Annotated in this window: 8 protein-coding genes; 5 read left to right on the forward strand and 3 right to left on the reverse strand. The window is 61.6% G+C overall.

Annotated elements, in window-relative coordinates:
• Nucleotides 1–8 precede the first annotated feature (8 nt).
• From treZ to glgX, 5 genes are all read left to right on the forward strand, one after another.
• Entirely contained in the window at nucleotides 9–1823 is a 1815-nt protein-coding gene (treZ, locus tag AC1Z24_RS18355) for a malto-oligosyltrehalose trehalohydrolase (protein ID WP_483742075.1), read from the forward strand.
• Nucleotides 1813–3891 (forward strand): 4-alpha-glucanotransferase, encoded by a 2079-nt coding sequence (malQ, locus tag AC1Z24_RS18360; protein ID WP_483742076.1) that lies wholly within the window; start codon nucleotides 1813–1815, stop codon nucleotides 3889–3891. Before treZ ends, malQ begins: the two co-directional genes overlap by 11 nt.
• Nucleotides 3888–6668: a malto-oligosyltrehalose synthase gene (locus AC1Z24_RS18365; protein WP_483742077.1), complete on the forward strand. Its 2781-nt coding sequence runs from the start codon at nucleotides 3888–3890 to the stop codon at nucleotides 6666–6668. Before malQ ends, AC1Z24_RS18365 begins: the two co-directional genes overlap by 4 nt.
• Before the next feature lie 17 nt (nucleotides 6669–6685).
• Nucleotides 6686–7075, forward strand: coding sequence for a DUF2934 domain-containing protein (locus AC1Z24_RS18370; protein ID WP_483742078.1), 390 nt, complete (start codon nucleotides 6686–6688; stop codon nucleotides 7073–7075).
• 152 nt (nucleotides 7076–7227) lie between these two features.
• Nucleotides 7228–9420 carry a glycogen debranching protein GlgX gene (gene glgX / locus AC1Z24_RS18375; RefSeq protein WP_483742079.1) on the forward strand — a complete coding sequence of 731 codons (2193 nt, stop codon included), beginning with the start codon at nucleotides 7228–7230 and terminating at the stop codon, nucleotides 9418–9420.
• A 126-nt stretch (nucleotides 9421–9546) separates the two neighbouring features.
• Here the strand turns inward: glgX and AC1Z24_RS18380 are convergent, their stop codons facing one another.
• From AC1Z24_RS18380 to AC1Z24_RS18390, 3 genes are all read right to left on the reverse strand, one after another.
• The gene (locus AC1Z24_RS18380) at nucleotides 9547–10707 is read right to left on the reverse strand and encodes an L-talarate/galactarate dehydratase (protein ID WP_483742080.1); all 1161 of its coding nucleotides are present in this window, start codon (nucleotides 10705–10707) and stop codon (nucleotides 9547–9549) included.
• Nucleotides 10708–10863: 156 nt separating this feature from the next.
• On the reverse strand, nucleotides 10864–12159 hold the full coding sequence (locus AC1Z24_RS18385) for an MFS transporter (RefSeq protein WP_483746663.1): 1296 nt from the start codon (nucleotides 12157–12159) through the stop codon (nucleotides 10864–10866).
• Between the two features lie 254 nt (nucleotides 12160–12413).
• Complete coding sequence (locus AC1Z24_RS18390) at nucleotides 12414–13466, reverse strand: LacI family DNA-binding transcriptional regulator (RefSeq protein WP_483742081.1); 1053 nt, start codon at nucleotides 13464–13466, stop codon at nucleotides 12414–12416.
• Nucleotides 13467–13579: the final 113 nt, after the last annotated feature.

Below are 13579 nucleotides of genomic sequence, written 5' to 3' on the forward strand. Positions count from 1 at the left end.
GACAATGGATGCCTCTGCGTACGGACGAGAGCTGGCGCCACGGCGCCGTGTTGCTGGATCCCGAGCATGTGCGGTTCGCCCTCTGGGCACCGGATGCCTATTACGTCAGTGTTGAAATAGAAGACGGCCGCTCTTTGGCCATGTTGCCGCAGAACGACGGCTGGTTTGTCCTTGAGACGCAATGCAAGGCAGGCAGCCGTTATCGCTACAACATCGATGGTGAACTGGAAGTGCCCGACCCGGCCTCCCGCGCGCAGGTCGATGACGCGCACTCCCAGAGCATCGTTGTCGACCCGCTGGCCTATCACTGGCAGCACAGTGCGTGGCAGGGTCGGCCATGGCACGAAGCGGTCATCTACGAGCTGCATGTGGGCAGCCTCGGCGGTTACACCGGGGTCGAGTTGCACCTGGCCCGCCTTGTCGAGCTGGGGGTGACAGCCATCGAGCTGATGCCCCTGGCGCAGTTCCCTGGCGAACGCAACTGGGGTTACGACGGGGTCCTGCCCTACGCACCCCAGTCGTCATACGGCACGCCGGAACAACTCAAGCACCTGATCGATACCGCCCACGGTCTTGGCCTGATGGTCATTCTCGATGTGGTTTACAACCACTTCGGCCCGGACGGCAATTATCTGGGCAGCTACGCCAAGGGCTTCTTCCGCAGCGATATCAAGACGCCCTGGGGTGATGCCATCGACTTTCGGCGGCGCGAGGTGCGCGACTACTACATCGATAACGCCCTGATGTGGCTACTCGAATACCGCTTCGACGGCCTGCGCCTGGATGCCGTGCACGCCATCGACGATCCGACTTTCCTGCAGGAGTTCGCCCAGCGAGTCAGGCAACAGATCGATGCGCCAAGGCATGTCTGGCTGATGCTGGAAAACGAACTGAATCAGGCCAGCCTGCTCGAACGCGGCTTCGATGCCCAGTGGAACGACGATGCCCACAACACCCTGCACGTGTTGCTGACCGGGGAAACCGACGCCTACTACACCGACTTCGCCAAGGAGCCTACGCAGAAGCTGGCACGCCTGCTCAGTCAGGGTTTCGTCTATCAGGGCGAGCCAACCCGCCACGGTCATACGCGAGGCGAGCCAAGCGGCCATCTGCCGCCCAGCGCTTTCATTATTTTCCTGCAAAACCATGATCAGGTCGGCAATCGCGCCTTTGGCGAACGGCTTTCCCAGCTGTGCCAGGGTCCGGCCCTGCGTGCTGCCACCGCCCTGCTCCTGCTGTCACCGATGATTCCGCTGCTGTTCATGGGCGAAGAATGGGCGGCCAGCGAGCCGTTTCTGTTTTTCACCGATCACCACGACGAACTCGCCGATGCGGTACGCGAAGGACGTCGGGCGGAGTTCGCCGATTTTGCCGCCTTTGCCGATGAACAGCAGCGCGAGCGGATTCCCGATCCCAACGCCCTGCAGACCTTCGAACACTCGCGCCCGGCCCTGGATGCCCTGTATCTGGAAACCGACAAGGGTCAGGACCATCGCAGTTGGCAGACGCTGTACCAACATCTGCTGGAACTGCGTCATCGCCATATCATCCCGCGTCTGCCGGGGGCGCAGGCCTTGGGGGCTGATGTCCTCGGCGATGGCGCGCTGTGCGCCCGCTGGCGCATGGGCGACGGACAGATCCTGCGCATCGATCTGAACCTCGGCGCCCATGGCGTTGACGCGGCGAAACTGGCCGAGGCCAATGTGCTGTTTCAGTCAGCCCCCGATTCAGTCGAACTTTCCCGCCGCGGCACCCTCAATGCCTACACGGCCATTGTCAGCCTGATAGCAAGTGATGTTCTGGAGGAACAGGATGAACAATGAGCAATTGCAGACCCTGGCCCATGAGGCCGGTCTGGCGGTCAATTGGATTGATGCCAACGGCCGGCCTCAGATAGTCAGTGACCCGGTGCTGTGCAAGGTGCTCGAGAGCCTCGGCCACCCCGCCCATGACGACGCCGCCATCGACCAAAGCCTGCAACAGTTGCAGGCCGCGCGCTTGAGTCGAGGCGCCCCACCGCTGCTGACTGTCGACCATGGCAGTGCACTGGACCTGTCCTCCTGGTTCACGCCGCATACTCCCTTCGTCCTGCATCAGGAAGACGGTTCCACGCTGGAAGCGCAACTGACTGCCCAGGCCGAGCTGCCTGCCTTGGCCGCAGTCGGCTATCAACAACTGGCGATTGCCGGGCAACACCTGACCATCGCCGTCGCCCCGGCCACTTGCTATAGCCTGGCCATGGCCACCGATCAGCGCGTGCCCAGGGCATGGGGCCTGACGGTGCAGCTGTACTCGCTGCGTCGCGAAGATGATGGCGGCTTCGGTGATACCCAGGCTCTTGAATCATTGGTGCGCGCCGCCGGTGAGCGCGGTGCCGATGCCGTAGCCATCAGCCCGCTGCATGCCATGTTCGCCAGCGATACCCAGCGTTTCAGCCCTTATTCTCCGTCAAGCCGCCTGTTTCTCAACAGCCTGTATTGCTCCCCCGGCATCATCCTTGGCGAACGCGCCCTGCGTGCCGCCATCGAACGCACCGGCCTGGCCGATGAACTCAAGCGTCTGAGCGAACTGCCTCTGGTCGACTGGCCCGTTGCCGCACACGCCAAATGGCTGTTGCTGCGCGCGCTGTTCGAAGACTTCAGCGGCGGTGAACATCCGCTGCACGAAGACTTCAACAGCTTCCGCCACAGAGGCGGCGAGGCGCTGGAAAACCACTGCCGTTTTGAAGCCCTGCGCGATGCCAGTGCCAGCCTCGGCATCAGCGATAACTGGCATGAATGGCCCGAGCCGTTCAAGGATCCGCGCAGCGAAGCCATTGCCGAATTCGCCAACCAAAACAGTGTGCAGATCCGCTTCCATGCGTTCGCCCAATGGCTGATCGCTCGCGGGCTTGAGCGCGTACAGCATGCAGCGCGCAGCGCCGGTATGAGCGTCGGGTTGATTGCTGACCTGGCCGTGGGCGCCGATGGCGCCGGCAGTCAGGCCTGGAGCCGTCAGGATGAATTGCTCTCGGCCCTGACCGTGGGCGCGCCGCCTGACATTCTCAATCGCAGCGGGCAAAGCTGGGGCATCTCCGCGTTTTCTCCCGAGGGTTTGCAGCGCAACGGTTTTCGCGCCTTTATCGAAATGCTCCGGGCCAATTTCGCCCATGCCGGTGGCCTGCGCATCGACCATGTCATGGGTCTGCAACGCCTGTGGGTGGTGCCCCTCGGTTCGCCGCCCAGCGAAGGTGCCTACCTGAATTACCCGCTGGACGACATGCTGCGCCTGCTCAGCCTGGAATCCTGGCGGCACAAGGCGATCGTGCTCGGCGAAGACCTCGGCACAGTCCCCGAAGGTCTGCACGACAAGCTTTCGGCTCGGGCCATCCTCGGTATGCGCGTGTTGTTGTTCGAACAGCACAACGCCCATTTCAAGCCAATCCTCGACTGGTCCGCCGACGCCTTGGCCACCACCAGTACCCATGACCTGCCGACCCTGGCCGGTTGGCTCAGCGAGCTGGATATCGAGTGGAACAGCCGCCTTGGGCACGTTGACGCCCTGAGCGAGAAGCACTGGCGCGAAGGTCGCGAGCACGAAATCAAGGGCCTGCGCCGGGCACTGGCACAGAATAATCATGATTTCGACGCCGAGAACGCCGACGACGCCCAGATCATCGACGCCAGCATCCGCTACCTGGGTCATACCCGCGCGCCATTGGTGTTGTTGCCCATAGAAGACGCCATGGGCGTGCTGGAACAAGCCAATCTTCCCGGCACCATCGACACCCACCCCAACTGGCGTCGTCGACTGGCGGGGGACTGTGCGCGCCTGCTGGACAACGAAGACGCCGCGCGTCGCCTGGAAATACTTTCCCAGTCCCGTCTGCAAGCGGGGGATCGTGATCGATGAGTGTCATTGCGCCCCTGCGCGCTACCCAGCGCCTGCAATTCCATAAAGACTTCACCCTGGATGACGCCATCCCACTGGTGTCGTACTTCGCCAGGCTCGGCATCAGCCATATTTACGCCTCACCTCTGTTGCAGGCCCGGGCCGGGTCCATGCACGGTTACGACGTGGTCGACCCACGGCTGATCAACCCGGAACTGGGTGGCGAAGACGCCCTACGCCGCCTCGTCGCTGCTCTGCGCGAACAAGGCATGGGCCTGATCCTCGATATCGTCTCCAACCATATGGCGGTGGGCGGCTCGGACAATCCCTGGTGGCTGGACCTGCTGGAATGGGGCCGCAGCAGCCCGTATAAAGATTTTTTCGATATCCAGTGGCACTCCCCCGACCCTTTGCTCAAGGGCCAACTGCTGCTGCCGTTCCTCAGCACCGATTACGGCACCGTGCTACAGGCCGGCGAAATCCCCCTGCGCTTCGATGCCGCCCAGGGCACCTTTCATATCGAGCACTATCAGCATCACTTCCCGATCAACCCCATTACTTACGGCGACCTGCTGAAAGGCAGCGACGAGCCGCGCCTGCAGGAGATCGGCCAGCGCTTTACTGCGCTGGACCAATACCCCCAGGCCTACGAACGGGCGCGCCAGGCCAAGACCGAACTGGCAGCACTGGCCAAAGATCCGACCGTGTCCAAGGCCATCGAGGCGATCCTCGAACATTACGACTCGCGCAACGAAGCAGGTTTCCAGCGCCTGCACGCGTTGCTCGAAGCCCAGCACTACCGCCTGGCCAGCTGGCGCACCGCCGGTGATGACATCAACTGGCGGCGTTTCTTCGATATCAACGAGCTGGGCGGTTTGCGGGTCGAGCGCGCCAATGTCTTCGAAGCCACCCATGGCAAGATTTTCCAATTGATCAGCGAAGGTCTGGTCGATGGTTTGCGCATTGACCATATCGACGGCCTGGCCGACCCACGGGGCTACTGCCGCAAGCTGCGTCGTCGGGTCGACGCCCTGTTGAGTCAACGCCCTGCCGCTACGCAACTGCAACACCTGCCGATCTTCGTCGAGAAAATCCTCGGCGCCGATGAAGAGCTGCGCCGGGACTGGGGGGTCGATGGCACCACCGGCTACGAGTTCATGAACCAGGTCTCGCTGCTGCAACACGCCTCCAAGGGCCAGCCTGCCCTGGCCAGCCTGTGGAGCCGCATCAGCGAGCGCACTGCCGACTTCGATCAGGAAGTGCTGGTCGCCCGTGACCTGGTGCTGCACGGCACCCTGGCCGGGGATTTCGAAAGTGTCGCCCAGGCCCTGCTGCAAGTAGCGCGCAGCGACCTGATGAGCCGCGACCTGACTCTCGGCGCCATCCGCCGCGCCCTGCTGGCCCTGATCGTCAACTTCCCGATCTACCGCACCTATATCAGCGCCTGTGGCCGCTCGACTCTCGATGACCTGTTTTTCCAACAGGCCATGGACGGCGCGCGCACTACCCTCAGCGAAGCCGACTGGCCGGTGCTCGACTACCTGCAACGCTGGCTCGGTGGCATCGCCTGGCGTGATTTGCCGGTGGGCCGTCTGCGCAAGCTGTATCGCCATGCTTGCGTGCGCTTTCAGCAACTGACGTCGCCGGTAGCCGCCAAGTCAGTGGAAGACACCTCGTTCTATCGCTCGGCGGTGCTGCTGTCGCGCAATGACGTCGGCTTCCACCCGCAGCACTTCAGTGCCGAGCCCGAGGCGTTTCATCAAGCCTGCATCGCCCGGCATGACTACTTCCCCGACAACCTGCTGGCCACGGCGACCCACGACCACAAGCGTGGCGAAGACAGCCGAACGCGTCTGGCCGTACTCAGCGAATGTGCCGAATGGTATGGCGAACAGGTCGAGCGCTGGCGGCAACTGGCGACACCTTTGCGTGGCGACGGCGTGAGCATCAGCCCGGGGGATGAGCTGATGCTTTACCAGGCCTTGCTTGGCAGTTGGCCGCTGGATCTGACTAGCGAAGCGGACTACAAGGCCTATGCTGAGAGGCTGACCCGTTGGCAGGAAAAGGCCTTGCGCGAAGCCAAGCTACAAAGCAGCTGGAGTGCACCCAACGAAGCTTATGAAAGTGCCTGCCGCAGCTTTCTCAATGGCCTGCTGCTGGAACCCGAAGGTCTGGCCTTGCGTCAGTCCGTGGGGGCCACGGCCAACCGTATTGCTACTACCGGCGCCTTGAACAGCCTGGCGCAAACCTTGCTTCGCATGACAGTACCCGGTGTACCGGATCTGTATCAGGGCTGCGAGTTCTGGGACTTCAGCCTGGTCGACCCGGACAACCGGCGGCCAGTGGATTATGCCCTGCGCCAGGCAGCCTTGAGCGAAACCAGCGACGTGGCTGAACTGCTGGATCATTGGCAGGACGGTCGCATCAAACAACAACTGATTGCCCGAGTGCTCACGCTTCGGGCCGAACATCCGGCGTTGTTCCGTCATGGGGAGTATCAGGCCCTGGAAGTGACAGGCAGCCAGGCCGGGCAAGTCATGGCATTCGCTCGAATCCACGAGGGTGAGCGGGCCATTGTTGTAGTGCCACGCTTGATCCATGAACTATTGGGCACTGCCCAAACTCCATTGATTACTGCCGACAGTTGGGGCGACACACGAGTCATCTTGCCGTTCGCTGATTCGAATCAAAGTTGGAAGGGACTTTTCTCTGAGACCGTAGTCACAACTGACAAGGCGCTGTTGCTCAGCGCAGCGTTCAAGAACTTTTCTGCCAATTTGCTAATTCAATCTTTGTAATACCTGGGAGTGTCGAGATGAGTGCCGACGAAAAAAGAATCCGCGAATTCGCGTATCAAATCTGGAAATCCGAGGGTGAGCCTCACGGCCAGGATGCGCGCCACTGGGAAATGGCGCGCAAGCTGGCAGAAGCCGAAGCCCTGGCGCCGGACAAGTCCACCACACGCAAGGCCGCCAAGCCAAAACTGCCCAAGGTCGACGGCGTGACCGAGCCCAAGACAGCTGCCAAAGCCCCGGCCAAAGCGGCAGCCAAGCCTGCCCCGGCCAAGCCAAAAGCAGCACCTGCGGCGGCCAAACCGGCCGCTCCTGCAGCGAAACCGCCAGCGCCAGCAGCCGTGAAACCGGCACCTGCGGCTAAAAAGCCAGCAGCCCCGAAGAAGCCGGCGGCCAAACCACCCGCGCCATGACTCCCAGCGGGGTAACCGCTGTTCACTAGCCCGGCGAGCATTCTCCATGCTTGCCGGGCTGAATCCACTTTGACCCGGATTTTGTTGAAGCGCTCGCGCTTCGATATCGGCTTCGGCCGCCCTCGGAAAAGCTTTTGACGTCAGGAACAATTATGAGTACTCGAAACGCCAGCACCGCAAAAAAGGACACCCACAAAAACAGTTCCAGCACCGCTGAGCCGACCGCTACAACGTCGCGCATCCGCGAAGGCCTGCCCTTCCCTCTGGGCGCCAATTGGGACGGTCTGGGCGTCAACTTCGCGCTGTTCTCCGCCAACGCCACCAAGGTCGAACTGTGCCTGTTCGATTCCACCGGTGAAGTCGAGCTGGAACGTATCGAGCTGCCGGAATACACCGATGAAATCTTCCACGGTTACCTGCCGGACGCTCACCCGGGGCTGATCTACGGCTATCGGGTCTACGGCCCGTATGACCCGAAGAACGGTCATCGCTTCAACCACAACAAGCTGCTGATTGACCCCTACGCCAAGCAACTGGTCGGCAGCCTGAAATGGTCGGAAGCGCTGTTCGGCTACACCATCGGCCACCCCGATGGCGACCTCAGTTTCGATGAGCGCGACAGCGCGCCGTTCGTGCCGAAAAGCAAGGTCATCGACCCGGCCTACACCTGGGGCCGCGACCAGCGGGTCAGCGTGCCCTGGGACCGCACCGTGCTCTACGAAACCCATGTACGCGGTTACACCATGCGTCACCCTTCCGTTCCCGACGAGCTCAAAGGCACCTTTTCCGGGCTGATGGTCGAGGACGTAATCCAGCATATTCGCAAGCTGGGTGTGTCTTCAGTGGAGCTGCTGCCAATCCATGCCTTCGTCAATGACCAGCACCTGCTGCAAAAAGGCATGACCAACTATTGGGGTTATAACAGCATCGCCTTCTTCGCCCCAGACCCGCGCTACCTGGCCCATGGCAAGATCGCCGAGTTCAAGGAAATGGTTGCGCACATGCACCATGCCGGGCTCGAGGTGATTCTCGATGTGGTCTATAACCACACCGCCGAAGGCAACGAACTGGGCCCGACCCTGTCCATGCGCGGCATCGACAACTCCTCGTACTACCGCCTCAATGCCGATGACAAGCGCTACTACATCAACGACTCGGGGACCGGCAACACCTTGGACCTGAGCCACCCCTGCGTCCTGCAACTGGTGACCGACTCGCTGCGCTACTGGGCCACGGAGATGCACGTGGACGGCTTCCGCTTCGACCTTGCCACCATCCTCGGCCGCTACCGCGATGGCTTTGACGAGCGCCACAGTTTCCTCGTCGCCTGCCGTCAGGACCCGGTGCTGCGCCAGGTCAAACTGATTGCCGAACCTTGGGACTGCGGTCCTGGCGGCTATCAGGTGGGGCGTTTCGCGCCGGGCTGGGCCGAGTGGAACGACAAGTTCCGCGATACCGTGCGGGCTTTCTGGAAAGGCGACGAAGGCCAACTGGCCGACTTCGCCGCGCGCATGACCGCTTCGGGCAACCTGTTCAACCATCGCGGGCGTCGGCCTTATGTCTCGGTGAACTTCGTCACCGCTCATGACGGCTTCACTCTTCACGATCTGGTGTCCTACAACGATAAACACAACGAAGACAACGACGAGAACAACCAGGACGGCAGCAACAACAACCTGTCGTGGAACCATGGTGTCGAAGGGCCTACCGACAACAAGGAAATCAACGAGCTGCGCCTGCGCCAGATGCGCAACTTCTTCGCCACTTTGCTGTTTGCGCAGGGCACGCCGATGATGGTCGCCGGTGACGAATTTGCCCGCACCCAGCACGGCAATAACAACGCCTATTGCCAGGACAGCGAAATCGGTTGGGTCAACTGGGATCTGGATGAGGACGGCAAGTCTTTGCTGGACTTCGTCAAGCGCGCGACCAAACTGCGCCAGACCTACCCGATCCTGCGCCGTAACCGCTTTCTGGTGGGCGATTACAACGAGGCCATCGGGGTCAAGGACGTCACCTGGCTGGCGCCGGATGGCAAGGAAATGGGCATCGAGCAGTGGGAAGACCGCAACGCCCGTTGCATGGGCATGCTGATGGACGGCCGCGCCCAGGAAACCGGTATCCGTCGCCCCGGGGGTGATGCGACCCTGCTACTGGTGGTCAACTCCCATCACGACGGCGTCAACTTCACCCTGCCGCCGGTGCCAGAAGGCAAGGACTGGAAGTGCCTGCTCGACACCAACCGCCCGGATATCCACGGCCAGGAGAGCTTTGAATTTGATAGTCACTACACGGTGACGGCACGCTCGCTGCTGCTGTTCGAGTTGCAGCATAAGGACGCTTGATAAAACACAAGCAGGGAGCGTTTCTGTGGGACCGACTTCAGCCGGGAAGGCAGTGCTTTCCCGGCTAAAGCCGGTCCCACATTGCTGTGGCTTTCTGAAGTGCGCCCCACAAGCTGCTCTCATCGCTTAAGGGCGAATACCCACTTCCACCTCTTGCGCTGTCCAGGCCTTGACCTGTTCGCTCATGGACAGGCCCAGGCCCGGACGGGTCGGCACCAGCATGCGGCCGTCGCGGGTTTCCAGGCGTTCGTTGAACAGCGGCTCCAGCCACTCGAAATGCTCGACCCACGGCTCGGTCGGATAGGCCGCCGCCAAGTGCACATGCAACTCCATGGCGAAGTGCGGTGCCAGCATCACACCGGCCTGCTCGGCCATGGCCGCGACTTTCAGGTAGGGCGTGATACCGCCGACGCGAGGCGCATCGGGCATCAGGAAGTCAGCGCCGCGCAGCTTGATGAACTCGGCGTGCTCGGCGACGCTGGTGAGCATTTCCCCGGTGGCGATGGGCGTATCGAACTGTTGCGCCAGGGCCGCATGGCCTTCGGCGTCGTAGCAGTCCAGGGGCTCTTCAATCCAGATCAGGTTGAACTCTTCGAAGCGTCGGCACATACGCTGGGCGGTCGGGCGGTCCCACTGCTGGTTGGCGTCGACCATCAACGGGAAGTTATCGCCCAGGTGCTTGCGCACGCTGCTGACGCGATGCAGGTCGAGGGCGCAGTCCGGCTGGCCGACCTTGAGCTTGATACCGCCAATACCTTTCTCGCGGGACATATCGGTGTTGTGCAGCAGTTGCTCCAGGGGGGTGTGCAGGAAGCCGCCGGAGGTGTTGTAGCAGCGTACGGAATCACGCTGGGCGCCGAGCAAGCGGGCCAGGGACAGGTTGGCGCGCTTGGCCTTGAGGTCCCACAGGGCGACGTCGAAGGCGCCGATGGCCTGGGTCGACATGCCGCTGCGGCCCACCGACGCACCGGCCCAGCACAGCTTGGTCCACAGCTTGGCGATATCGCTGGGGTTCTCACCGATCAGCGCCGGGGCGATTTCCTTGGCATGCGCGAACTGGCCAGGGCCACCGGCGCGCTTGGAATAGCTGAAACCCAGACCGCGATGACCATCGACCGTTTCGATTTCAGCGAACAGGATGGCGATTTCGGTCATCGGCTTCTGCCGCCCGGTGAGCACCTTGGCATCACTGATCGGGTTGGCCAGGGGCAGGAACACTGAGGACACCCGGACCCAGGCAATACGATCGTCATCGGAGGATTTGAGGTTTTGTTGTTGTGCGAGCATGAGGGCTCTCCTTGGGGCAAATAAAAGGCTTGTCATGACGTTGTGGGAGCGAGGCTTGCCCGCGAAACAGTCGCTGCGGTGTACCTGCCAGACCGAGGTATCGTTCTTCGCGGGCAAGCCACGCTCCCACAGGGCTACCAAATTGCAGTTATTCAGTCAGTTATGAGTTGGCTGGACCGCGACAGCAGGCTGCGGCTCATCCTCACCATCATCAATTTCCAGGCGCTTGAGCGGCCCGACGATAAACAGGTAGGCAAAGGCGCCGAGCAGGCCCATGGCACCGACGTACAGCAGCGCCGAGTCGAAAGAGCCGAGCTGATTGACCAGCACACCAATGGCGATGGGGGTGACGATGCTGGCGATGTTGCCGCAGAAGTTGAACATCGCCCCGCTGATGCCCATGGCCCGTTTCGGCGAAACATCACCGACGATGCACCAGCCCAGGTTGCCGACGCCCTTGGCGAAGAACGCCACCGACATCACCAGGATCACCAACGGCACCGATTGGGTGTAGTTGGCGACAACGATGGTGCTCGACAGCAACAGTCCGCAGATGATCGGGGTCTTGCGTGCGGCGGTCAGGCTGAAGCCTTTCTTGAGCATCCAGTCCGACCAGATGCCGCCGATCATGCCGCCCAGGCAGCCGGCAATCGGCGGGATCGCCGCGACCAGGCCGACCTTGAGCATGGTCATGCCCTTGGCTTCGATCAGGTAGGTGGGGAACCAGGTCAGGAAGAACCAGGTAATGGAGGTCAGGCAAAACTGGCCCAGGTAGACGCCGAGCATCATGCGGTTCCCACCAATGGCGCGAACCCGCTTCCAGCTAAAGGGCGTCTTCACGTCGCCCATATTGGGCAGGCCGCCACCGGCTTCGATGTAGTCGATTTCGGCCTGATTGGCGCGTTTGTCCTTGCGCGGTTCATGAACCATCTTGAACCACAGCAGGCCGATCAGGATCCCGGCGCCGCCGGTCCAGAAGAACACATGCTGCCAGCCGAAACTGTTGAGCAGCAGCACCATCAACGGTGTAAACGCGGCCAGGGCAAAGTATTGCGCCGACTGGAAGATAGCCGTGGCCAGGCCGCGCTCGTGACGCGGAAACCACATCACCGTCAGGCGGTTGTTGGCCGGGAACGCCGGGGATTCGGCCACGCCCATCAGGAAGCGCAGGACGAACAGCGCCAGGAAGGCCGAGCTGAACATGTCCACGTAACCCTGCAGGAAGGTCAGGGCCGACCAGATGATCAGGCTCATGCCCAGCACTACGCGGGAACCGAAGCGATCGAGGACGATGCCGCCAGGAATCTGCATGCTGGTATAGGCCCAGCCGAAGGCAGAAAAGGCGATGCCCATGGTGATCGCGTCAAAGCCCAGATCGCCGCGCATGGCGGGTGCGGCGATGGACAGCGTGGCGCGGTCCACGTAGTTGAAGACGGTGACGATAAAGATCATCGCGAGGATGAGATAGCGGACGTTAGTCCTCGCTATCGACGGCGTAGGAATGCTCACTGTTGTTGTCCTTATTGTGTGGTGTTGCAGTGCTGGCCTGCCCTTCTCCGAGGTCTTTGTGAGTGCAATGATTGCGCAATCATAAAGACTTCAAAAAAAAGGTACTGCGCGGCAGGCAGATCACCTTGGGGCCGATCTTACACTGATTGCGCAATCATTCAACGCCACAAAACAAGGTTTTTTTAAAAAAAACGAGATCAGGTACTTTGCCGATCGATCAAGGTAAAGCCAGTGTCGACGCGCACCGGGTCGTGGCTGCCTTCGGGGTATTTGAAGCGATCCAGCAGCGCTTTGGCGACATATTGGCCGATCTTGCTGCCATCGACGCGCACGGTGGATAGCGCCGGATAGACCTGCGCGGCGCTACTCAAGTCGCCGAAACCCATGACCGCAAGATCGCTCGGCACCTGCAGGCCGCGGCTGGCGGCTTCGGCGAGAATACCCTGGGCGATGGTGTCGGAACTGCACACCACGATATCCGGGCGCTCGCCGTGATCGAGCAGCGCCTTGAGCCCTTCCCTGCCGACCTCAAGGGTCGCCGGAGGGGTCATGACCTGCATCGGCACTTGTTCGATGCCATGACGCTGCAACTCGGCAATCAGACTGTTGCAGCGCCGCAGACCGCGGGGGTCGCTGATGGTCACCACGGCAAAGCGCTTGTAACCTTTGCCCAGCAGATGCCGCGCGGTTTCTTCACCCACTTGCTCATGAGAGAACCCTACCAGCATGTCCAGCGGCTGCTCACTGAGGTCCCAGGCCTCCACTACCGGGATGCCTGACTGCGCCAGGCGCAGGCGGCTGGACTCGGTATGCAGCGTACCCGTCAGGACTATGCCATCGGGGCGACGACCCAGCACCGCTTCCAGCAGTTTCTCTTCCTGTTCGGCGGAGTAACCGGTAAGACCCAGCAAGGTCTGGTAGCCCGCCTCGGTAAGACGGTCCATCAGCGCCTGCACAGTGTCAGCGAAGATGGAGTTGGCAATGGTCGGCAGAAAGATCGCCACCAGACGGCTCTTGTTACTGGCCAGGCCACCGGCCAGCATGTTCGACACATACCCGGTCTTGCGCACGGCTTCGCGAACCTTGTCGCGGGTCTCCTCACTGACCAATTCGGGGCGATGCAAGGCCCGGGAAACGGTCATGGGCGAAACCCCGGCAACCTTGGCAACATCGATCAGGGTAAGGCTGGAAGCTTTTTTCGGCAGGGACAGGTCCATGGCGACCGTGGACTTTCCGGGTTTCTTCGGCATGGGGTTTCCGGGTTCGAAGCGCTACGGGGTAACGGCGGGAAGCGAATTTACCAAAGCTGCGCGGGATGCGCACGACACCGTACGATTTGAACCCTTTGTGCGTCTCATTCCGG

The sequence above is a fragment of the Pseudomonas sp. JL23 genome (genome assembly GCF_056933585.1).